This window comes from Vibrio sp. D420a (assembly GCF_030248625.1).
Classification (GTDB): Bacteria; Pseudomonadota; Gammaproteobacteria; order Enterobacterales; family Vibrionaceae; genus Vibrio; species Vibrio fortis_A.
Window position 1 is genome coordinate 105420 of the sequence record NZ_JAHGAN010000011.1, and the last position, 22871, is coordinate 128290.

Annotated in this window: 22 protein-coding genes; 4 read left to right on the plus strand and 18 right to left on the minus strand. The window is 46.1% G+C overall.

All coding sequences use genetic code 11. The annotated features are described in order from the left end of the window. The first annotated feature begins 20 nt into the window (after positions 1 to 20). Positions 21 to 1904, plus strand: coding sequence for a 1-deoxy-D-xylulose-5-phosphate synthase (dxs, locus tag KI743_RS09670; RefSeq protein WP_285466164.1), 1884 nt, complete (start codon positions 21 to 23; stop codon positions 1902 to 1904). A 79-nt stretch (positions 1905 to 1983) separates the two neighbouring features. Here the strand turns inward: dxs and KI743_RS09675 are convergent, their stop codons facing one another. The 15 genes from KI743_RS09675 to KI743_RS09745 all read right to left on the minus strand — a co-directional run bounded on the left by KI743_RS09675 (position 1984) and on the right by KI743_RS09745 (position 15158). Then, positions 1984 to 2334: a putative quinol monooxygenase gene (locus KI743_RS09675; RefSeq protein WP_150869158.1), complete on the minus strand. Its 351-nt coding sequence runs from the start codon at positions 2332 to 2334 to the stop codon at positions 1984 to 1986. A gap of 83 nt (positions 2335 to 2417) precedes the next feature. Continuing rightward, positions 2418 to 2924 (minus strand): phosphatidylglycerophosphatase A, encoded by a 507-nt coding sequence (gene pgpA / locus KI743_RS09680; RefSeq protein WP_150869159.1) that lies wholly within the window; start codon positions 2922 to 2924, stop codon positions 2418 to 2420. Beyond that, positions 2921 to 3898, minus strand: coding sequence for a thiamine-phosphate kinase (gene thiL, locus KI743_RS09685; RefSeq protein WP_285466166.1), 978 nt, complete (start codon positions 3896 to 3898; stop codon positions 2921 to 2923). The genes pgpA and thiL overlap by 4 nt, the downstream gene beginning before the upstream one ends. An 80-nt stretch (positions 3899 to 3978) precedes the next feature. Next, complete coding sequence (gene nusB / locus KI743_RS09690; protein WP_004734399.1) at positions 3979 to 4446, minus strand: transcription antitermination factor NusB; 468 nt, start codon at positions 4444 to 4446, stop codon at positions 3979 to 3981. Further along, positions 4446 to 4916: a 6,7-dimethyl-8-ribityllumazine synthase gene (gene ribE, locus KI743_RS09695; protein WP_004741508.1), complete on the minus strand. Its 471-nt coding sequence runs from the start codon at positions 4914 to 4916 to the stop codon at positions 4446 to 4448. The genes nusB and ribE overlap by 1 nt, the downstream gene beginning before the upstream one ends. A 255-nt stretch (positions 4917 to 5171) precedes the next feature. Continuing rightward, the gene (gene ribBA / locus KI743_RS09700; protein ID WP_285466167.1) at positions 5172 to 6281 is read right to left on the minus strand and encodes a bifunctional 3,4-dihydroxy-2-butanone-4-phosphate synthase/GTP cyclohydrolase II; all 1110 of its coding nucleotides are present in this window, start codon (positions 6279 to 6281) and stop codon (positions 5172 to 5174) included. A gap of 110 nt (positions 6282 to 6391) precedes the next feature. After that, positions 6392 to 7048 carry a riboflavin synthase gene (locus KI743_RS09705; protein WP_032551635.1) on the minus strand — a complete coding sequence of 219 codons (657 nt, stop codon included), beginning with the start codon at positions 7046 to 7048 and terminating at the stop codon, positions 6392 to 6394. 68 nt (positions 7049 to 7116) lie between these two features. Further along, a complete protein-coding gene (gene ribD, locus KI743_RS09710; RefSeq protein WP_285466168.1) occupies positions 7117 to 8232 on the minus strand; it encodes a bifunctional diaminohydroxyphosphoribosylaminopyrimidine deaminase/5-amino-6-(5-phosphoribosylamino)uracil reductase RibD in 1116 nt (371 codons plus the stop codon). 9 nt (positions 8233 to 8241) lie between these two features. Then, positions 8242 to 8691 (minus strand): transcriptional regulator NrdR, encoded by a 450-nt coding sequence (nrdR, locus tag KI743_RS09715; protein ID WP_032551633.1) that lies wholly within the window; start codon positions 8689 to 8691, stop codon positions 8242 to 8244. A 125-nt stretch (positions 8692 to 8816) separates the two neighbouring features. Further along, positions 8817 to 10067, minus strand: coding sequence for a glutamate-5-semialdehyde dehydrogenase (locus KI743_RS09720; protein ID WP_285466169.1), 1251 nt, complete (start codon positions 10065 to 10067; stop codon positions 8817 to 8819). A 134-nt stretch (positions 10068 to 10201) separates the two neighbouring features. Beyond that, positions 10202 to 11341 carry a glutamate 5-kinase gene (gene proB, locus KI743_RS09725; protein ID WP_032551631.1) on the minus strand — a complete coding sequence of 380 codons (1140 nt, stop codon included), beginning with the start codon at positions 11339 to 11341 and terminating at the stop codon, positions 10202 to 10204. A gap of 122 nt (positions 11342 to 11463) precedes the next feature. Next, positions 11464 to 11853 (minus strand): sigma factor-binding protein Crl, encoded by a 390-nt coding sequence (crl, locus tag KI743_RS09730; RefSeq protein ID WP_032551630.1) that lies wholly within the window; start codon positions 11851 to 11853, stop codon positions 11464 to 11466. A gap of 144 nt (positions 11854 to 11997) precedes the next feature. Next, positions 11998 to 13251, minus strand: a complete 1254-nt coding sequence (gene frsA, locus KI743_RS09735; protein ID WP_150869163.1) for an esterase FrsA — start codon at positions 13249 to 13251, stop codon at positions 11998 to 12000. 88 nt (positions 13252 to 13339) lie between these two features. Further along, complete coding sequence (gene tet(34), locus KI743_RS09740) at positions 13340 to 13804, minus strand: oxytetracycline resistance phosphoribosyltransferase domain-containing protein Tet(34) (RefSeq protein ID WP_032551628.1); 465 nt, start codon at positions 13802 to 13804, stop codon at positions 13340 to 13342. Positions 13805 to 13868: 64 nt separating this feature from the next. Beyond that, positions 13869 to 15158 carry an NCS2 family permease gene (locus KI743_RS09745; RefSeq protein WP_285466172.1) on the minus strand — a complete coding sequence of 430 codons (1290 nt, stop codon included), beginning with the start codon at positions 15156 to 15158 and terminating at the stop codon, positions 13869 to 13871. 1133 nt (positions 15159 to 16291) lie between these two features. Between KI743_RS09745 and KI743_RS09750 the strand changes: the two genes are divergently transcribed. Beyond that, the gene (locus KI743_RS09750; RefSeq protein WP_285466173.1) at positions 16292 to 17764 is read left to right on the plus strand and encodes an aminoacyl-histidine dipeptidase; all 1473 of its coding nucleotides are present in this window, start codon (positions 16292 to 16294) and stop codon (positions 17762 to 17764) included. Between the two features lie 91 nt (positions 17765 to 17855). Here KI743_RS09750 and KI743_RS09755 read toward each other — a convergent pair whose 3' ends face one another. Then, the gene (locus tag KI743_RS09755) at positions 17856 to 18395 is read right to left on the minus strand and encodes a DUF3332 domain-containing protein (protein WP_285466174.1); all 540 of its coding nucleotides are present in this window, start codon (positions 18393 to 18395) and stop codon (positions 17856 to 17858) included. A 259-nt stretch (positions 18396 to 18654) separates the two neighbouring features. Here KI743_RS09755 and KI743_RS09760 point away from each other — a divergent pair, with 259 nt between their 5' ends. Then, positions 18655 to 19701, plus strand: coding sequence for a succinylglutamate desuccinylase/aspartoacylase family protein (locus KI743_RS09760; RefSeq protein WP_150893639.1), 1047 nt, complete (start codon positions 18655 to 18657; stop codon positions 19699 to 19701). A gap of 102 nt (positions 19702 to 19803) precedes the next feature. Here the strand turns inward: KI743_RS09760 and KI743_RS09765 are convergent, their stop codons facing one another. Further along, positions 19804 to 20124 (minus strand): DUF3622 domain-containing protein, encoded by a 321-nt coding sequence (locus KI743_RS09765; protein WP_150893636.1) that lies wholly within the window; start codon positions 20122 to 20124, stop codon positions 19804 to 19806. Between the two features lie 355 nt (positions 20125 to 20479). On the opposite strand from KI743_RS09765, the gene KI743_RS09770 reads away from it, so the two are divergent. Then, positions 20480 to 21484: an adenosine deaminase gene (locus KI743_RS09770; RefSeq protein WP_285466175.1), complete on the plus strand. Its 1005-nt coding sequence runs from the start codon at positions 20480 to 20482 to the stop codon at positions 21482 to 21484. Positions 21485 to 21557: 73 nt separating this feature from the next. Here KI743_RS09770 and KI743_RS09775 read toward each other — a convergent pair whose 3' ends face one another. Further along, positions 21558 to 22742: an NnrS family protein gene (locus KI743_RS09775; protein WP_285466176.1), complete on the minus strand. Its 1185-nt coding sequence runs from the start codon at positions 22740 to 22742 to the stop codon at positions 21558 to 21560. Between the last annotated feature and the right edge of the window lie 129 nt (positions 22743 to 22871).

Here is a 22871-nt window from a genome sequence, read left to right on the forward strand (position 1 = left end):
ACTATAAGCGCGCATTACCTATGACTCTTGATATTTCAAAGTACCCAACTCTTGCTTTGGCTGACAAGCCAGAGGATTTGCGTCTTTTACCAAAAGAGACGCTTCCACAGCTCTGTGATGAGCTACGTACCTACCTCTTGAACTCTGTGAGCCAGTCAAGCGGTCACTTGGCATCAGGCCTTGGTACGGTGGAACTGACGGTTGCTTTACACTATGTATATAACACTCCTTTCGATCAGTTGGTTTGGGATGTGGGTCATCAGGCTTACCCACATAAAATTCTAACTGGTCGACGTGATCGCCTATCGACTATTCGCCAGAAAGACGGCTTACACCCTTTCCCTTGGCGCGAAGAGAGCGAGTACGACACACTTTCTGTTGGTCACTCATCGACATCTATCAGTGCCGCTCTTGGTATGGCAATCAGTGCTAAAAAAGAAGGCAAAGATCGTAAAGTCGTGAGCGTGATTGGTGATGGTGCGATTACTGCTGGTATGGCATTCGAAGCTATGAACCACGCCGGTGATGTTCACAACGACATGCTGGTTATCCTTAACGATAACGAAATGTCGATCTCTGAAAACGTGGGTGCATTGAACAATCACTTAGCTCAGGTTCTTTCTGGCAATCTTTACACGTCAATTCGTGAAGGTGGCAAGAAAGTGCTATCTGGCGTTCCGCCGATTAAAGAGCTAGTGCGCCGTACTGAAGAACACCTTAAAGGCATGGTAATTCCTGGAACCATGTTCGAAGAGCTTGGCTTTAACTACATCGGCCCAGTTGATGGCCATGATGTTAACGAGCTAATCAAAACGCTTAAGAACATGAGAGATCTAAAAGGTCCTCAGTTCCTGCACATCATGACCAAGAAAGGCAAAGGCTACGAGCCAGCAGAGAAAGATCCGATTGGCTACCACGGTGTGCCTAAATTCGATCCTGCGCACTCTAGCCTGCCAAAGAGCACCAGTGCCAAGCCGACTTTCTCTAAGATATTCGGTGACTTCCTTTGTGATATGGCCGCGCAAGATCCTAAGCTGATGGCGATTACTCCAGCGATGCGTGAAGGCTCAGGCATGGTTCGATTCTCGAAAGAGTACCCAGAACAGTACTTCGATGTTGCGATTGCTGAGCAGCACGCAGTGACACTAGCAACTGGTATGGCGATTGCGGGTAATAAGCCAATTGTGGCTATCTACTCGACCTTCCTACAACGTGGTTATGACCAACTGATCCACGATGTGGCTATCATGGATTTACCTGTGATGTTCGCCATTGACCGTGCAGGTCTTGTGGGTGCCGATGGTCAAACTCACCAAGGTGCGTTCGACTTAAGCTTTATGCGCTGCATTCCTAACATGGTGATCATGGCACCAAGCGACGAAAACGAATGTCGTCAAATGCTATACACTGGCCACCAGCACAATGGTCCAAGTGCGGTTCGCTACCCACGTGGTAATGGCATGGGCACAGAAATCCAGAGTGAGTTCTCTGCACTTGAGATTGGTAAAGGCCGTATTGTTCGTAGCAGCGAGCAGCAAAAAGAAGGTTCAAAAGTAGCAATCCTAAGCTTCGGTACCTTCCTTGAGAATGCACTACAAGCCGCTGATGCTATCGATGCAACGGTTGCTGACATGCGCTTTGTGAAGCCTCTCGATGAAGCACTTATCAAACAATTGGCCGCTGAACACGACGTTCTGGTAACAATTGAAGAGAATGCGATTGCAGGCGGTGCTGGTGCAGGTGTAGTTGAATTCTTGATGCAAGAAAAACAGCCAATGCCAGTATTGAACCTTGGTCTACCAGATAAGTTCATCGCTCAGGGCACACAAGGTGAGTTGCACGAAGAACTTGGCTTAGATGCGAAAGGTATTAAAAAAGCGATCAACGACTACCTCGCTAAATAAGCAGCGAATGCTTCAGATACAAAAAAGGTTGGCCATATGGTCAACCTTTTTTATTACCGATTTGATGGCAGCAATTCGCTTATTTCAGAACAGGTGCGTCGTAGTTCTCTGGTTCATCAGTGTAGATACACACATTGAACTTCTCAACTAGGCCAGTCTCTTCAACGCATTGCTGCTGGAAGAACTCTTGAATTTCACGACGTTGGCAGTGTGCTTCAAACGCTTCATTGTCTGCCCAGATCTCGTTGAATGCGATTGGGTAGCTCTCACCTTCAGCAAATGGGCTCTGCAGGTGACGAGTCACTGTGTACTGAATACAACCATCTTCACGCATTGTGTTTGGCTCAAGCGCTTTTAGTACTTCGAAAAGCTCGTTCAGTTTGCCCTCTTTTGGCTGAAACTGAGCAATACAGTAAACCTTCTTAGACATTATTATTCCTTGTTTTCTTTTGTGTAACTAACCAACTAAGGCGCTCTAACTCAAGATTGGCATCTCAGAGCACCATAAACTGTTTATGCTAACCAACCCGCAAAGTGACCCACAGCGTAAAGCGCAATGCCTGCCATCACGCCCGCGACGATATCATCAATCATGATGCCTAGGCCGCCATGGATGCGTTTGTCTAACCAACCTATCGGCCACGGCTTAACCATATCAAAGAAGCGGAACAGTACGAAGCCTGTCAGCAACCACTTCCAGTCATCGGTTGGGAGCTGTAGCAAAGGCACTAGGCCCATAGTGATCCAAAAGCCTGCAAACTCATCCCAGACGATTGAACCATGATCGTGTACACCCATGTCATCAGAGGTTACCTGACAAATTTTGACACCAATGATGCAGCTAATAACTACAGCCACGACATACATCGGGAACGGCAACTGAACCAATAATAGGTACAGTGGGATCGAGGCCAAAGTGCCCATGGTGCCAGGCACGACCGGAGAAAGTCCGCTACCAAACCCAGTAGCCAACAAATGCCAAGGGTTCTTTAGTGAGATAAGAGAGAGAGGGTTTGTCATCCGTTTACCTTAAAATGATCGTATCCACTTAAGTCCCAACTTAGTGGTTGACCGTTGTTATGCAATTCAAAGAATTCTACAGGTCTTATCTGACCAATGCAGGTAACTTTTGTTCCAGTGTGTGACAAAGCACTTTCCAATGAACCTTTATTTTCTTCTGGCACGGTAAAACAAAGCTCATACTCTTCGCCACTGGTCAGTGCATAATGCTGTGCTGCTGAAATATCAGATGTGAACTGGCGTAGCTCTTGAGAAATAGGCAATGCACTCACATCGATGCTCGCGCCCACTTGTGAACGCTTAAGGATATGTTTCAAATCTGCAATCACGCCATCTGAGATATCAATAGCAGATGAAGCGAGGTTCACAAGAGCCTGACCAGCAAGCACTCGTGGAGAGCTAATATAGTGTCTCTCTTCAAGCTCTTTAGCGTAGGGTTTAGATTGGTTTGTTTGTGGGTCTAGTAATACCTCTAGGCCTGCCTTGCTGTCGCCTAGGTTACCTGTCACGTAAATCCAATCCCCGACTTTGGCACCGTCACGACGCAGCGCCTTACCTTCTGGCACAAAGCCTTGCACTGTCAACGTCAGGCTCAAAGGGCCCTTAGTGGTATCACCACCGATCAGTTGAATACCAAAATAGTCCGCAAGCTTAAAGAAAGAATCACAGAAAGGAGCCAGCCACTGCTCATCAACTTCAGGCATGGTCAGAGCGAACGAAACCCAAGCAGGGGTTGCGCCCATAGCAGCCAAATCGCTGATGTTCGATGCCAATGCCTTATGCGCCACCCAAGCCGGATTCGCTTCGGCTAAAAAGTGTGTACCTGCGACTAAGGTGTCAGTGCTGATAGCAATTTCTACATTACTTGGTGGCTTGACCAAGGCGCAGTCATCACCTGCGGCAAGATGTACATCCTTACGTTGAGGCTGTCGGTTTACGAAGTATTTATCAATCAGGTTAAACTCACCAGACATGTGATTACCTTTCTTTTACCGTCATCAGTTACAAAAAAGGCCAGCATATTTGCTGACCTTTCGATTCTATGTCGAACGTATTATTTCTTACGAACGTGCGGTGCTGCTTTATCAAGTACACCGTTAACAAACTTGTGGCTGTCTTCTGCTGCAAATACTTTTGCAAGTTCGATAGCTTCGTTGATGACCACTTTGTATGGTACATCTTCGCGACGAGTCATCTCGTACATAGCTAGACGAAGAAGAGCAAGCTCCATTAAGTCCAGATCTTGCATCGGTCGAGATACGAATGGACGAAGTTTGCTGTCTAGTTCCATGTGGCTTAGAGCAACACCAGTTAGCAGGTCGCGGAAGTATGCAACGTCTGTTTCTGGCATAGCAAGCGCAGGCTCAGCTGCGTGATGCTCTTCTTCATCATACTTACCACCAGATAAGAACTGTTCTTCAACTGTGGCAATATTTTCTTTAGTAATTTGCCAAGAATAAATTGCTTGTAGAGCAAATTGACGTGCATTACGACGTGCGGCTGGTTTCACACTGGCCCCCATTAGGAATCGATTTCAGAAAGAACGTTGATCATCTCAAGTGCGCTTAGTGCAGCTTCTGCACCTTTATTACCAGCCTTGGTTCCTGCGCGTTCAATAGCTTGATCGATCGTATCAACAGTTAGCACACCGAATGCTACTGGAAGAGAGTATTCCAGAGACACTTGCGCCAAACCTTTATTACATTCACTACAAACATAGTCAAAATGAGGCGTACCGCCACGAATTACTGTACCTAGAGATACAATCGCATCGAACTTACCTGTTTTTGCAACGCGCTGCGCTACAAGTGGAAGTTCAACTGCACCTGGACAACGAACAACAGTGATGTTGTCTTCGCTAACTTGTCCGTGACGTTTTAAAGTATCGATTGCACCAGAAAGTAAACTTTCGTTAATAAAACTGTTGAAACGAGCAATAACGATAGCAATTTTTGCATTTGGCGCTGGGAAGCCACCCTCGATCACTTTCATAAGCCTTCCTTTAACTATTTTCATCAAGTGAGAATCGCCGGATTCTAGCACAAAACTGTGAGCAATATCTAATGCTAATTTTATTGAACTGATACCGGAGAAACAAAGTGGTAACGACAGCGTGATTCCTTTGTCGATAAGGCTCAAAACGCAGAGAGCGGACTATGCAATCTTGTGCTCTCTGCTTGCTACCTATCGTCTAATCGAGACTGTATTACCTAAAAAGTTTGCTGATTGTTCTGTTTTGAATCAGCGTTATTCGCACACGTACTCAACAACGTTCAAACCAAAACCACCCAGTGCGTGGTAGCGTTTGGTACTTGAAGAGAGTAGGCGCATGTCTTGAACACCAAGGTCTTGCAGGATCTGAGAACCGACACCAACACGACGTGAGGTACCTTGCTTCTTAGCCATAGTTGGCTGCTCGTTCTTGTCTTGAGCTTCGAAAGTCTTCACTTTGTGGATTAGAGAATCAGACGACTCTTCATTTCCAAGAATCACTAGAACACCACCTTCTTCGCCGATGCGCTTCATCGCTTTATCTAGCGACCAGCTGCGCTCAGTACCACGATCAGAATGCAGCAGATCGGTGAATGTGTCATGCAGGTGAACACGAACCAATGGCGCTTCACCCTCAAGGTCACCCTTTTGCATCGCGTAGTGGATTTGGTTATCAATCGTGTCGCGGTATGTCACGAGTTCGAAATCACCAAACTCAGTCGGTAGATGACACTGCGCGACGCGCTCAATCGTCGTCTCGGTATTGTTGCGGTATTCGATAAGGTCAGCAATCGTACCTAGCTTGATGTCGTGCTTTTCAGCAAACACTTCAAGGTCTGGACGACGTGCCATAGTGCCATCATCATTTAGGATTTCCACAATCACAGATGCTGGTTCGCAGCCTGCTAAACGAGCCAAATCACAACCCGCTTCAGTGTGACCTGCACGTGTTAGTACACCGCCCTCTTGAGCCGTCAGTGGGAAGATATGGCCCGGTTGAACTAGGTCTGCCGCTTTCGCCTCTTTCGCCACAGCAGCTTGAACAGTCACGGCACGGTCTGATGCAGAAATACCCGTCGTTACGCCTTGTGCTGCTTCAATAGAAACAGTGAAGTTAGTGGTGTATTGCGCGTTGTTGTCTTGAACCATTGGCGCGAGACCTAAACGGCTCGAGCGCTCTTTGGTTAGCGTCAGACAGATCAAGCCACGACCGAACATCGCCATAAAATTGATTGCTTCTGGCGTTACATGCTCTGCCGCCATGATCAGATCACCTTCATTCTCGCGATCTTCATCGTCCATCAGGATAACCATCTTTCCTAGGCGGATGTCTTCAATAATTTCTTGAGGAGTACTAATTGGCATTATTTTATATCCTTTGAAATGGTTCTGCTTCCAAGAACCGACACTGTTTAAACCTGATTGGAATTGCTCAACTCCACTACCCTTCGCTGTCGCGCACAAGGAGTTGTTGATTAAGCAAAACCGTTTTGTTGTAAGAATTCCATTGTTAGACGAGACTCTGGCTTAGACTCTTCTTGCTGGCCTTGCAGTAGTCGCTCCATGTAACGAGCAAGTACGTCTACTTCGAGGTTCACCTTACGACCGACATTAAATTGATCAATCGTCGTCTCTGATGAGGTGTGAGGAACAATAGTCAGCTTAAACGCGTTCTTACGTAAATCGTTCACTGTGAGGCTGATACCGTCGACAGTAATAGAGCCTTTTTGAGCGACGTACTTTGAGATCTCCGCAGGCATCTCTACCCAGAACTCAATAGCACGGCCAACTTGGTTGCGCTCGACGATCTCGCCCACACCATCAACGTGACCAGAAACAATGTGACCGCCAAAACGAGTGGTCGGCAGCATTGCTTTCTCAAGGTTTACTTTATCGCCCGCTTGATAGTCGATAAAGCCGGTCTTTTTCAGAGTTTCCAGTGATAAATCAGCGCTGTAGCTGTTGTCATCGAATTCAACCACAGTCAAACACACACCATTGGTGGCGATGCTGTCGCCGAGCTGTACATCAGACATATCCAGCTTACCGACATTCACGGTTACCGTAATATCTTCACCGCGAGGTGTGATAGCACTTAGGGTACCTACGGCTTCTACAATTCCTGTAAACATTCTAAAACTCTTGTTCTTACTGCTTTTGCATCAAGCAGTTAAATTACTATAGATATAACTATCGCGGATTAAGATTTCCATACTGGCTGAGCGACAATGCGAATGTCGGGTCCTACCATACGTACATCTTTAATCGACAAATCGATCACGTCATCCATTGAGCTTAAGCCCAACGCACCCATCAAACCGCGGCCATCACTGCCCATTAGTTTAGGTGCTAAGTATAAGATTAGCTCGTCAACCAGTTGATTCTCAATAAAGCTTTTTGCCAATGTTGCGCCTGCTTCCACCCAAATATGATCGATGTGATGACTAGGAAGATCTTGAATCAGCTGGGCAATATCAAGCTGCCCTTCACCGTCGAGAGCAACCATAATGTCAGCTTCAGACTCAGCAACCCGTAGCACTGGTGCTTCAGATTGATACAACTTGAGATCTTGATTAGCAGCTTGAAGCAATTGTGCCTGTCGATCGAGAATCACGCGCGTAGGTTGGCGCAGTGAAGATTGTGGATAAAGCGATTGAACCGCTTGCGGTAATTCATCCCAACGCACATTAAGTGACGCATTATCTTCAATTACGGTTTGACTGGTCGATAATACCGCTCCCGCCTTGGCACGGAAATGCTGCACATCACGACGAGCATGCGGCGAAGTAATCCATTGGCTCTGACCATTACTCAAAGCAGTTTGACCGTCTAAGCTTGCTGCCATCTTCAATTGAACAAACGGCATACCTGTTTGCATGCGTTTGATAAAGGCTGGGTTTAACGCCAATGCATCTTGCTCTAGCAGCCCGACTTGCACCTCAATACCCGCATCACGCAGCATTTTGATGCCGCGGCCTGCAACTTTCGGGTTTGGGTCTTCCATTGCACAAATCACTTTTGCAACTTGAGCCTTAATCAACCCTTCAGCACATGGCGGCGTACGACCGTAATGAGAGCAAGGTTCTAGCGTGACATAAGCAGTCGCGCCTTTGGCTTTGTCGCCGGCCATTCTCATGGCATGAACTTCTGCGTGGGCTTCGCCCGCTTTGGCATGGAAGCCTTCACCAACAATATTGTCGCCATGCGCGATAACGCAGCCGACATTTGGGTTTGGTGCAGTGGTATAAATGCCGCGCTTAGCCAGTTGCATGGCACGCGACATCATTTGAAAATCTAACGGAGAAAATTTTGACATGAGTGGGAGTTAGTCCTCTAGCTTGGCAATCTCTTCGCCAAACTCTCGGATGTCTTCAAAGCTACGGTAAACAGAGGCAAAACGAATGTAAGCCACTTTGTCGAGCTCTTTCAGTTGATCCATGACAAGGTTACCAATCATCTCTGTTGGTACTTCACGCTCGCCAGTTGCTCGCAGTTGAGACTTGATAGTACTGATCGCAAGTTCAATGGCATCTGCGCTCACTGGGCGCTTCTCTAATGCACGTTGTACCCCACCGACCATTTTGTCTTCGTTAAAGGGTTCACGGTTGCCATTCGACTTGATCACTTTTGGCATAACAAGCTCAGCCGATTCGAATGTCGTAAAACGCTCACTACATGCCAGGCATTGACGGCGACGACGAACTTGATGCCCGTCTGCGACTAGCCTTGAGTCGATTACTTTAGTGTCGTTCTCTGAACAAAAAGGACAATGCATATCACCTCCAAATAATTGATTGTCAGTGTAACGGAATTGCCAAACGTAGGGAAAGAAAAAGGGCCAATTAAGGCCCTTTTATGTGGTTATTCGTTGATTATGACCAACCGAGCTTCACATTCATCCTAGCTACGAACTAGGTAGTTCGCTTTACCAACCCACTTGTAGCTGGTTAGCTCTTCCAATCCCATAGGACCGCGAGCATGAAGCTTCTGTGTTGATACTGCCACTTCTGCGCCCAGACCAAACTGCGCACCATCCGTAAAGCGAGTTGACGCGTTCACATAAACCGCCGCAGAACCGACTGAGTTAATGAAACGCTCAGAGCTCTCTAGGCTGTTTGTCATGATTGCATCTGAGTGGCTCGCATTATGTACGCGCATGTGGTCAATCGCCTGCGCTACGTCAGCAACCACCTTGACACCTAAGGTGTAGCTTAGCCACTCAGTATCGAAATCATCTTCACCCGCATCACGCACGTCAGCGAAATCAGCAAGCAGCGTTTTAGCACTTGCATCAGCCACTAATGTCACTTTACCCGCTAGGCGCGTTTTAAGCTTACCAAGGAACTCCTCAGCGACTGCTTCATGAACAAGCAGAGTATCTAGCGAGTTACATGCTGATGGGCGTTGAACCTTTGAGTTCTCAACCACATTCACTGACTTTTCTAGGTCAGCCGACTCATCAACGAAGATGTGGCTAATACCAAAGCCGCCGATGATTACTGGGATAGTGCTGTTCTCTTTACACATTTTGTGTAGACCTGCACCACCACGTGGGATGATCATATCAACGTACTCGTCTAGCTTAAGCAGTTGAGATACAAGTTCGCGATCTGGCTTCTCAATGTATTGTACCGATGCCGCTGGTAGCTCTGCTTTTTCTAGTGCAGATTGGATAACTTTAACCAGCTCCATGTTTGAGAAAAACGTCTCTTTACCACCACGTAGGATGCTTGCGTTACCTGTTTTCAGGCACAGTGCAGCAATGTCGATGGTTACGTTCGGGCGTGCTTCATAAATGACACCAACAACACCAAGCGGTACGCGACGACGAGAAAGCGACATACCGTTTTCTAGTACTTTGCTGTCAATTTCGCTGCCTACAGGGTCATTCAGGCTGATAACGTTGCGCACATCGTTAGCAATACCCGTTAGACGCTCTTCGTTAAGAAGTAGGCGGTCAAGCAGCGCTTCTGTTAAACCAGCTTCACGACCCAATTCGATGTCTTTTGCGTTCGCTTCAAGAATGGTCGCCGCATTTGCTTCTAGTTCATCTGCAATGATAGAGAGCGCTTTGTTCTTCTGCGCTGTTGATGCTGTTGCTAGGTGAAAGGCAGCCTCTTTTGCTGCGATACCCATGTTAGTTAAATCCACGTTTAACTCTCCCTTAATTCTGTCTGTCTATCTGAAATTCTGGGTACGCTAGTTAATGAAATAGCCACCTTCTATCGGCAGCTATTCATTGGTCTCTCATTTTCTGAGTAAGCGTACTAAGTTTAGCTCGTCTGTTACTCTTGGATCACTACCATGTCATCACGGTGAATAACCTCTGAGCCGTAGTCATAACCCAGAATTTCTCCAATATCTTTACTGTGTTTGCCCGCAATCTTCGCCAAGTCTTGGCTTGAGTAGCTTGCGATACCACGCGCAATCACTTTACCTTTATTGTCTGTTACTTGAGTCACTTCACCTCGAGAGAACTCACCGCGAACTTGAATCACACCTTTAGCCAACAAGCTGCTGCCCTTGGTGTTCACAGCATTCACTGCACCGTCATCAACCACGATATCACCCGCCGATGCAGGGCCAGCCAAGATCCAACGCTTGCGGTTCTCAAGCGCCTCTTCTAATGGCAAGAAACGTGTGCCTTGTGGCTCTGCGCTGAGTGAGTCAAAGACCACATTCTCTGCGCTGCCTGCTGCGATGATAACTTCAATACCTGCACGACGCGCAATGTCCGCTGCTTGCAGCTTAGTGGCCATACCGCCAGTACCCAAGGTGGTACCACTGCCACCAGCGATCTTACGCAAGGTATCATCGATGGTCTTAACCTCTTTGATCAACTCAGCATTTGGGTCTTTGCGAGGATCAGCGGTAAATAGACCTTTTTGGTCAGTCAGGAGTAGAAGCTTATCAGCACCACACAAAATACCGACTAAAGCCGACAAGTTATCGTTGTCGCCTACTTTAATCTCGTTGGTCGCTACCGCATCGTTCTCATTAACGATTGGGATAATGTCGTTATCCACCAATGCATTGATGGTGTCACGTGCATTTAGGAAGCGCTCACGGTCATCGAGGTCGGCACGCGTTAACAGCATTTGGCCAATCTTGATGCCGTAGATAGCAAACAAAGACTCCCAAACCTGAATCAGTTGACTCTGTCCTACTGCAGCAAGCAACTGTTTGCTCGCCATTGAGTTGGGCAGTGCGGGGTAACCAAGGTGCTCACGTCCAGCTGCGATAGCGCCAGACGAAACCATAACCACAGAGTGGCCTTGCTTTTTCAGTTCTGCACACTGACGTACAAGCTCTACCATGTGAGCTCGATCTAACGCTAATGTGCCACCAGTTAAGACACTGGTACCCAGTTTAACAACCACAGTTTTGCGCTGTGTTGCTGTCCCGCTTTGATGATTAGTTGTCATGAAGTCTTTATATGAATAAAACAAATAAGAGGTGATGTTTTAACAATCAAAACGGGAATTCACAAGTAGAAAAGGTGCGAAATCGCACCTTTTTACCTTATAGAGAGGAGTAACCTTTAAAATTAGACAAATTCGACAGAAGCTGCGTCGAGCTCAACCTCCAGTTCGAACTTAGATTTCAGTTCCTCGGATAGCTTTTGATGAAACGCTTCCTGAGTACGAGTCACCTCAGAAACGGCTTTCTTAGGAAGTTCCAGCTCTTCCCATTCACCCTCAACGTTATATTTGCCAATGTTGTACTTGGCAGTAAAGCCTTGTTCAGATTTTGCCAATTCTAGCCACCATCCCCAGAACTCACGCTCTTCTGGTGACTTCTTATCGTTTACACACACCGAAAGGCAATCGAAGATGTAGTGTCCCTCTTCCGATTGTGGCTCTCTCAAATATGGACCAATGGCCTTTAAAACATTTAGCAAACGATAATGAGTTGGTTGTTGTGTCACTTCTGACATATTGAATCTCCGTTTTCAATGTTAAGAATGACGTTACTCAGACTGTAATACGTAGAAAACACGTAAGTGGATTTTATAAATTATCTCTGAGTATCAGGTACTTAATCTGTACACTATTCATGCTTAACTAATTTAGGAGAAATGTCATCTAAATAATTCATCCTCAAGCCATTTTATCGCCAATTCGAGGGATTGCTCATACCCTTGTGTAATTGACTTGGACTTAATTTTCTTCGCCTTGCCATAATCACTGTAAATAGCAACCAGTTGATTATCCGACGGTGGTGATACCGGGTCGCCATCCAGAGCCAATGCTAGGATAGGAACTCGCGTTTTACTGTTAGCCAGTAGCCCCTGAACCTTCAGAGACCAAGCCATTAGCTGACCTGATAAGCTATTGATATCAACTGCACCTTTACCCAAACGAGAAGCGAGCACATCGAGGTGCATCTTGGGCATCTGTTTCAGTTTATCCGCATGTACAAAGATATCGTGAATCGGTGCACCGAGTGCCACACAAGCTTTGATCTTCTGTTGCTCTAGGAAAGACAAACGAACCATCGCGTTGCCGCCAAAGCGGAAGCCAAACAGACCGACCTTATAGTGGTCAACCCATGGGATATTCGGCAGCTCATTCAAGACCGCTTGGTGCAAACAAGAAGAGTCTTCCGTTAGTGGCCAGTGAGAGCTGTGACCAATTGATGGCATATCTACCGTCAACATCGCGATATTCTTTGGCGCAAGGTAGTCGCGGAACAGGCGCCACATATCCGTTTGTAAGCTATCTAGCCCAGCACTAACGATCACCACGGGTTGAGGCTTATCGGTATTGGAGAGATGCAGGTGCGCTTTGATCTTGCGATTTTGATACGGGATCTCGAGCTGCTTTACTACCAACTTGGTATGCTTAATCGCTTCCGCATAAGCTGTATTGGCCAACACCTGAGCTTGAGTCGCTAGGTTGTCGTTTTTCAAATGAGGGTAGCCAGCAATACTGAAGCAAAGTGACGCAGAAAACAGTTCCTCTGCAACCTCTTCGCCGCTCTTATCGTTAGCGCGGTTTTGGTGTTGCATACCGAGCTTTGTCCACTCATAAGCCCAGTTACCACTGCGGTAGCCCATGACGGTATCTAACCAATCATCCGTCGTACGAGAATGGGTCGATGATGCAATGCGTGACAACACGGCTTCTTGCTCGATCGGGTTCACCCCTTGCCAAACCCACTGCATACGGCGCAGGTTTCGGTACCACGCGCTGTCTTGCTGCTCATGCTTCTGTTCAAGCAGATCAACAGAGCTCGGCATATATTGCGTCAGCATTGAGGTCTCTTTCGCCTGTTTGTGTTTGACGAATAGAGTTTCAGATAGGTTTTTACTGGTTTCTTCAGATAACGACATGGGGATTCTCAGTCGAGGATGATGACTGTAATGATATAAAAAAAAATGACCCTATAAAGGGTCATTTCTCAAAAAACACAGATTATGCTTATTTTGACTTGCGATTTACTGGCTCAATGTAACCTAGGCTTAGGTCCCATGGCTGTTCAATCCATGTGTCTTGTGCGATATCAACGATGTAATCGTCTAGTAGTGCAGCACCTGAAGGCTTAGCACATACCGCGATTAGCTTCGCTTTAGGGTACATTTCACGCAGTTTACGTGCAGTGTCACCGCTGTCTACTAGGTCTTCAACGATTAGGAAACCTTCACCGTCACCCTCTGGCGCTTTAACGACAGTCATATCACGTTGGTGATCGTGGTCGTAGCTAGAAATACAAATTGTATCAACGTAGCGAATACCTAGCTCACGAGCCAAGATTGCGCCTGGTACTAAACCACCACGACTTACTGCCCAGATACCCTTCCACTGTTCTGCTGGCATTTGCTTAGCAGCCAGTTCACGGCAGTAAGATTGCATGTTGTCCCATGTGATGATGAATTTGTTACTCATAGTAATTAAACCTAATAAATTGTCATGTTGTTAGAGGCCATATCGACATGGCCTCTGCAAGCGATTAAGCGAAGATGTACTTAAGGATAAAGATCACAGACATTACCCAAACGGCAATAGAAACGTCGCGACCTTTGCCACTTAGCAGCTTAATTGCAGCGTAAGCGATGAAACCTAGAGAGATACCCTCTGCAATAGAGTACGTCAACGGCATAAGCAGACATGTTACCACGACTGGTGCTGCTTCTGTAAGATCACGCCAATCAATGCCAACCAGACCAGACATCATCAGAATTGCTACATAGAATAACGCACCTGACGTTGCGTAAGCTGGGATCATGCCCGCTAGAGGCGAGAAGAATAGAGCAAGAAGGAAAAGTACGCCCACGACTACAGCCGTTAGACCTGTACGACCACCTTCTGCAACACCTGAAACACTCTCTACGTAAGAAGTGGTGTTTGATGTACCTAGAAGTGCACCGATAGACGTTGCTGTTGAGTCAGCAAGCAGTGCTTTGTTCAGACGAGGGAGTTTGCCGTCTTCTTTGATTAGGTTTGCTTTTGTCGCAACACCAACTAGCGTACCTGCGGTGTCAAATAGGTCGACGAATAGGAAAGCAAACACAACCGAGATCATGCCGATTTCAAATACAGCAGAGAAATCAAGCTGCATGAATGTTGGCGCTAGGCTTGGTGGAGCAGAAACGATACCACCGTATTGCACATCACCAATAACAATTGCAACCGCAGTGATAGCAAGAATCGCGATCATTACTGCACCTTTCACACCACGGTGAACCAATGCAACTGTTAAGAAGAAGCCAAGTGCACCCAGAATAGGGCCAATCGCTGTGATATCACCCAGAGATACCTTCGTTGCTGGGTTAGAAACAACGATACCCGCGTTGCTTAGAGCGATAAACGCAAGGAAAAGACCGATACCTGCAGAGATACCCACACGCAGTGACATAGGAATCGAGTTGATAATCCATTCGCGGACTTTAAAAATGCTTAAGAAAATGAAGATAACGCCCGACACGAATACCGCAGCCAAAGCAACTTGCCACGTATACCCCATGCCCATTACAACTGCGTAAGTAAAGAACGCGTTCAGACCCATACCTGGTGCTTGAGCGATCGGGTAGTTGGCTACAAAGCCCATGATGAAACAGCCAATAGCCGCAGCTAGACAGGTTGCTACAAATACAGCGCCGTGATCCATACCTGCATCAGCTAAGATCATTGGGTTTACAAAAATGATGTAAGCCATAGTTAGGAAGGTCGTTAGACCGGCGATGATTTCAGTGCGCACATTGGTGCCGTTTTCACTGAGTTTGAATAGCTTTTCGAACATTATCGAATCCTATAAGGGTGAAAAGTAAACGGTTGCGTAATCGATTGGCTCAGGATTATAAAGTCATCAAATAACAAATTCCAGATAGAATTAAGACTCTAACCAATATTAATAGAGAAAACTTATGAAACAGGGCGATTAAAGTAGGCTATTCTTATCCACTAAACTCATGTAAAACAGATACTTAAAATCATCAAAAAAATGCAAAACAAGTGGTGTTTTTTTCTACCACCTTGAAAATTCACCAAGAAAAGACAGCAAAGACCGTACGATAAAAGTCATTAAAGCACCGCTCTTTTCAACAGATCTGGTAATAATGGAAGTTCTGCTCAGTTGTGGTGCAAAATTTAACCAGCCCCTATTCCCATCTGAATAGAGTAGTACCAAAAGCCCTGATATCAATAATGCATTGGAGTGGCTATGAAGCCTTGGGGTAACAAATCGTGGAATTAGAAAAATGGTGGGAAAACAGCAGGCAAAAAAAACGCCACTCAAATATGAGTGGCGGTAGAATCAGTCAACCAAGAGGGTTGTAAAAAAATTCCAATATATAGGGGTGAACAAACTGTTCAAGTCACACGCTCAGATTACTTGTTGTAACCAAAGCTAGTTGGGTATGCAAAGTTGCTAGTGTAAACAGAGCTGTTAAGCCAGAACATTGCAGATGGTAAACCTTTCATAACTATCACCTTAATAAATCAATTAAAAACAATTTTGATTTCTCAGTTCCTTGGAGGCGATAAACGGACTCATCCTTTGAGCATTTACTCTTCGTCTCAGAAGTTGGTTATTAATATACCCCAACGAAAAAAGATTACAAGTATTTTTTGCACCAAATCACACTTTTAGCCTAAAAAGACTAGATAACAAACTCAAGATGTAATTAAATTACAGAACAGAGCAATAAAAACGTTTGCACGGCAACTTATTAAGCAACTGAGCACCTATTTTTGATCGAAGCAACAAATCTATTTTCAAACTTTGCAACAATTGCCTGTTACAACACCTACTCGTTACCTCACTCAAATGGTATGCTGTCGGCATCAAAACAGACCCATATTTTAGATAATTGTCCTTTATACCAAGCCACTTTTACCTAAAGATATGGTTATCAAATAAAAAAGGAGTCATCCGTGTCTGAATTCCATTCTGAGATCAGTAAATTATCCCCTGCCCCACTTTGGCAGTTTTTCGATAAGATTTGCTCAATCCCACACCCATCAAAGCACGAAGAAGAGCTTGCTCAATACATTATTGCTTGGGCAGCAGAACAAGGCCTAGATGTACGCCGTGACCCAACGGGTAACGTATTCATCAAGAAGCCAGCAACGCCGGGTATGGAAAACAAAAAAGGTGTGGTACTACAAGCTCACATCGATATGGTTCCACAAAAGAACGAAGATACGGTTCACGACTTCACTAAAGACCCAATCCAACCGTACATCGACGGCGAGTGGGTAACAGCGAAAGGCACAACACTTGGCGCAGACAACGGTATGGGCATGGCATCATGTCTTGCGGTTCTTGCATCAAACGAAATCAAGCACGGCCCAATCGAAGTTCTACTAACGGTAGATGAAGAAGCAGGTATGACTGGTGCGTTCGGTCTTGAAGCGGGTTGGTTAGAGGGTGACATCCTTCTTAACACCGATTCAGAGCAAGAAGGCGAAGTGTACATGGGTTGTGCTGGCGGCATCGACGGCGCAATGACATTTGATGTTGCTCGTACTGCAATCCCAGCAGATTTCGTGACTCGTAAGCTAACGCTTAAAGGTCTTAAAGGCGGCCACTCAGGTTGTGATATTCACACAGGTCGTGCAAACGCAAACAAACTGCTTGCTCGTTTCCTAGCGGGTCACGCAAAAGAGCTAGACCTACGCATCGTAGAATTCAAAGGCGGTAGCCTACGTAACGCGATTCCTCGTGAAGGTTTCGTAACAGTTGCTGTACCAGCGGCAAACCAAGAGAAACTGGCTTCGCTATACAACTACTACACGGAGCTTCTTTCAACAGAGCTAGGTAAAGTAGAAGACAGCATTGTGACTTTCAACGAAGAAGCTTCAGTTGAAATGGGCGCACTTGCAGCGGCTGACCAAGCTCGCTTCATCGCAGCACTTAATGCAGCGCCAAATGGTGTGATCCGTATGAGTGATGAGATTGAAGGCGTTGTTGAGACATCTTTAAACGTGGGTGTTATCACGACAGAAGAGAACTCAATCACAGTACTTTGCCTAATTCGTTCTCTGATCGACTCTGGCCGTAGCCAAGTTGAAAGCATGCTTCACTCTGTAGCTGAGCTTGCTGGTGCGAGCATCGAATTCTCTGGTGCTTACCCAGGTTGGAAGCCAGATGCGGATTCTGAAATCATGCACATCTTCCGCGACATGTACGAAGGCATCTACGGTCACAAGCCAAACATCATGGTTATCCATGCTGGTCTTGAGTGTGGTCTATTCAAAGAACCTTACCCGAACATGGACATGGTTTCTTTCGGCCCTACTATCAAGTTCCCTCACTCTCCAGATGAGAAAGTGAAGATTGATACGGTTGAGCTATTCTGGAACCAAATGGTTGCACTACTTGAAGCAATCCCAGAAAAAGCATAATTCGCTGTTCTAGCTGAAAAAAAAACAGGTACTCATTGAGTACCTGTTTTTTTAACTAGCGAGCTTATTATATCTTTATCTACAACAAACGTTACGCGCGAGTTGCCGCGTAAGCCGCTAACTCATCCATTGAGGTTTGAGCGACAATCTCACCATCGATAGAGTACGTCACCACTTCGCCATCACGCACACCAATCAAAGTCGCCTCTTCACCATTTTGGTAGGTGATGCTCATTTGAATCGTGTTTTCATCCAACTGCATCATTTCACCACGCTCAATCACACGATTTTGAGTTAGAGGTGCGATTGGCGCTTCAGTGAGAGACTTATCAAGCTGGTGGTTGATGTCGATGTAAGTATCAGTTTTGCTATCGAAGATATGCGGGGTACCAGTAATCGGGTTTTTACCCGTCCAAAACTCTAGAGAGTTGAAGACTAAGTAGTCCGCTGCCACAGTTAGACCGTAAACAGGTGCGAGCAACATGTTCAACCCACCACGCGCGTAACGGTTATCGACCGCTTTAAGGTTAAATTGCATTAGGTAACCAGTAACAGCATTACTGCCCACACAGCCTGAAAGAGCTACCGACGCCACTGCCAGAGCTACGATCTTAGTGATTGTTTTTTTCATAACGATCTCAGTTAATTAATATAGTCGCCCAAAAAAAGGCGCTGGATAGTAGCAGTCGATTTCTTCCCAATTATCAGCGAATTGTCAGAAATATAACGCTAAGCAATTAACTTGATTAAGATTAAATCAACGCCGATTCCATTCTCAAACACACCTCATTAAAAATTTTTGTCGTCACCGTAAAGTGATTGATTCGTACTAAAAATCAACGATTGGTACATTCCGATTTAATCCATTATCCATTCGTTGAGAAACCTAAATGGCAAGACTAAAACCTAACCAACCATTCGAACTCCTTGGTCAAACTGTACAACCAGGCCAACGAATGGAGATTGAGCTGCAAGCTGCTCAGCTGTATACCCACTCGCCACTATCGATCCCTATCGAGGTGATTCATGGTCGTCAAGCGGGACCAACGTTGATGGTGAACGCAGCGATTCACGGTGACGAGCTCAATGGTGTTGAGATTGCACGTCAACTGACCAACGCTATCGAACCGAAAAAGCTAAAAGGTACCCTGATTGTCGTGCCTATCGTTAACGTGTTTGGCTTTATTCATAAATCTCGCTACCTACCTGATCGCCGCGACTTAAACCGCTGCTTCCCAGGAAGCGAGAAAGGCTCACTAACGTCTCGTATCGCCTACACATTCTTTGAAAATGTCGCGAAGCGTTGTGACTATATTTTGGATTTGCATACAGGTGCCATTCACCGCACCAACCTGCCTCAGATTCGTGCAAACTTATCGAACCCTGAGACATTAAGAATCGCTAACGCGTTTGCGACACCAGTGATCATCGACTCACCACTTCGTGACGGTTCACTGCGTAGCGAAGCAGAGAAGCTTGGTATTCCGGTACTGACGTACGAAGGCGGTGAAGCTCTGCGCTTTGATCACCTAGCAATCCGTGCTGGTTACTTGGGAATTCATCAGGTAATGAAAGCTATCGGGATGCTTAGACCAAATCGTAAAAAGCTACCAGAGCCTGTTATCAGCCGCTCCACCAGCTGGATTCGCGCAGAATCAGACGGCATCTTACGTAACATGGTGAGACTAGGTGAAAAGGTTGAGGCGGGACAAACACTGGCGTATGTCAGTTCGCCGCTAGGACACCAAGAGAGTCAAATCATCACCAAGAAAGGCGGTATTGTAATTGGTCAGCAAACTCTGCCACTGGTTAATGAAGGTGATGCGGTGTTCCACATTGCTTACTTCAAACAAGATGATGAAGATGTAGAACAGTCAGTAGAAAACTACATTGAAGAAGTTGCTGAAGAAGATTGGCTGACGACTCTGAATAACTGATCGCTTGCCCAGCAATAAAACAAACTCCACAAAAAAGCCCCCGTCGCTCAATACGATTGGGGCCTTTCTTTACTAGGTGAGTAAACTCAACCTCGTAGAATCTTATTCAGCGTCAAGCTCAGCTGCTGCTGCACGAGCTTTTGCACGTGCTTCACGCGCTTGCTCAGCTTTTAGCTCTTTAGCGTGGCGCAGTTCATCACGCTCTTTACGCTGCTCTGCTTTACGCTCGTTACGCTCAGCTTGGTTAGCAACGAAAGAAGCCAGCTCTTTCTCTGCCCACTCTTGTGCTTGAGCTTCAGTTTCAAAACCCGTTTCACGCTTAGAAACGCGAGTTGAGCGAGAAGTTACTTGACGAGTAATCTCTGCACACCAGCCATTGCGTTTTTCTGAAAGGCGGATATCAAATTTTTTGGTCTTAGACATGTTCTGTATTTTCCTAAGGGAGATCATTAAGGGATCGGTCAACTTTGATAACTCCATCTATGTGAGCATCTTTTAACACCATCCCTTGGTAAGCGCGGTATTAGAGCACAAATCCATAAACATTGCTGCAAATATTTGCAGCGGATCACACTCCAATTGTGCAAATCGTTTGCGACTCAGTGTTCTCGATTTCATTCCTCCTTTCTTCCCCTCCATTTTGCAGAGAACAACGCGTTAATGATGAAATGAACTATGCTCAAACATAGGCAAGTGAACCCACTAATCGACTCGATTACCCATCAATGTTCAATGTCTTAACTACTCCGCCCATAATTAAAATAGCTAAGGAGTCGCTATGGATAGCTTCATCAAAAATCTACCGAAAGTTGAGCTGCACCTGCATATAGAAGGCACACTCGAACCAGAACTGATGTTTGAATTGGCAAAACGCAACAACATCGACATCCCATTCGACAATCCAGATCAAGTGCGTCAAGCGTACCAATTTCACAACCTACAATCATTTCTCGATATCTATTATCAAGGTGCCAATGTCCTGATTCACGAGCAAGATTTCTACGACCTGACATGGGCTTACCTGCTCAAATGCCAACAAGACAATGTGATTCATACCGAGATCTTTTTTGACCCTCAAACCCACACTGAGAGAGGGATTGAATTTGAAACAGTGATCGCTGGCATCACTCGTGCCCTCAAACAGGCCGATCAAGAGCTCGGAATCAGCAGTCAATTGATCATGTGTTTCTTACGCCACCTTGATGAAGAGAGCGCCTTCGCCACTCTCAGTAAAGCCCTTCCCTACAAAGAGCACATTATTGGCGTCGGGCTCGATTCATCTGAAATGGGCCACCCACCAGAAAAGTTTCAACGTGTATTTCAAGAGGCGCTCAACCACGGCTTCCTCAGTGTGGCGCACGCGGGTGAAGAAGGGCCGGCTCAGAACATTCGAGATGCCATCGAGATGTTAGGTGTTACTCGTATCGACCACGGTGTGCGCTGCAGTGAAGATCCTGAGCTCGTAGCAGAGCTTGCCGCGCATCGTATGCCTTTAACGGTGTGCCCTTTGTCGAACACCAAACTAAAAGTGTTTGAGACTATGCAGCAGCACAACATCGTTGAGCTTTTAAGAAATGGGGTATGTGTAACCATAAACTCGGATGACCCAGCCTACTTCGGTGGCTACATGAACGATAACTTCTTAGCCGTTGCCCACGCTCACGAGATCACCAAACAAGAGCTCGCACAATTTAGTATCAACGCCATCGAAGCAAGTTTCATCTCCCCTCATGCCAAGGAAGATATGATCACCCAAGTTCGACACTACCTCACCAATCACTAAAATCGACTAAAAGGGCTAAAACGAAAAAAGGAAGCACAGCGCTTCCTTTTTCACTATTCATAGGCTGAATCACTTAGCCCGGATGGCCATCAACTCTTGGCGTTAGCAACATCATGCCAAATTTAAGCACATACATACCAAACGCGAGTACCCATAAACCCGCACTAATATTTACGATAGGCATCATGTAAGCAGGGAACAAACTCACTCCAACACTGCGCAATAACGCGGCCAGAATTAAGGCTGTAAATGCCACGGCCATGTTCGGTCCTTTGTAGATAGCGCGCCCTGTATGACCCATAGTGACGCGAGCAATCATCGCCAAGATCAAGCCGCTTAGACCACCAATTGCGAATAGGTGAATCATATTATGTCCTGCAAACGGGTTATCCAGTAAGCCACGTAGCAACAGACTCAACGGAATACAAAGGTATGCTGCATGCAGTGACCACACCAACGGCTCAGATAGCGTCGCCCAAGGTTTCCAGCGAATCACACGCACCAACTGAGCAATACCAGCAAACAGCATCAGAGGCTTACCGACTTCGACAAAAGTGAGTGGGAAGAAGCTCAACACAAACAGCCCGATCAAAGGCAGATTGGATAACCACTCAAGCCATAGCAAGGGTTGTGGCTTATCAAAGTTAAAGCGACGTGCGCTGAAGAATGGGATGACTCTCCCTCCCATCACAGATAGCAGCAGCGTAAACCACCACAGCATCGCATGCCAAACCGCTGAAGGAGGAAATGGCGGCATCCCCTTAATGGTTGCATAGCTGGCAAAATTCGCCACGATTGCCAAAACAAACAGCGGAACGAAGAATAGATTTTTCCACCCTTTGGCATGTACCACTCGAAAGCCAATTTCGTAAGCTGCAAAAGCCAAAAACAGTGCTTCAATCGACGAAATTAACCACAATGGTGCTGGTGTCCAAAACAGAATTCGAGGTGCGAGCCATAAACCAACCAAAGCTGCGAGACGATAGTGTTTAGTACCATTGACGCCCGTCCATGTCTGTACCGCGGTTAACACAAACCCGACAACAATCGCCATCGAGAAACCAAACAGCATCTCATGAACATGCCACCACAAGGCTGGCACTTGTAAGATTTCGGGTTGACCGTTTTGGAACATGTATACCCAAAGAACAATGGCGAGCACCGCATAGATGCTACCGAGGAAGAAGAAGGGTCTAAAGCCCAAGCGTAGATAAGCGGGAATCGCATCCTCGACACTTTTGTCTGTGATATTTAACAAAGTCGCTCCTAAATTAATAAGCGTATCGCCAAAATGGATTCGAGAGTGGTTTGGCGATAGATTCACATATAACTAGGTCAATGCATGAAGCATTCCAACATACTAAACCACTGTATTTATTGCCTTTAA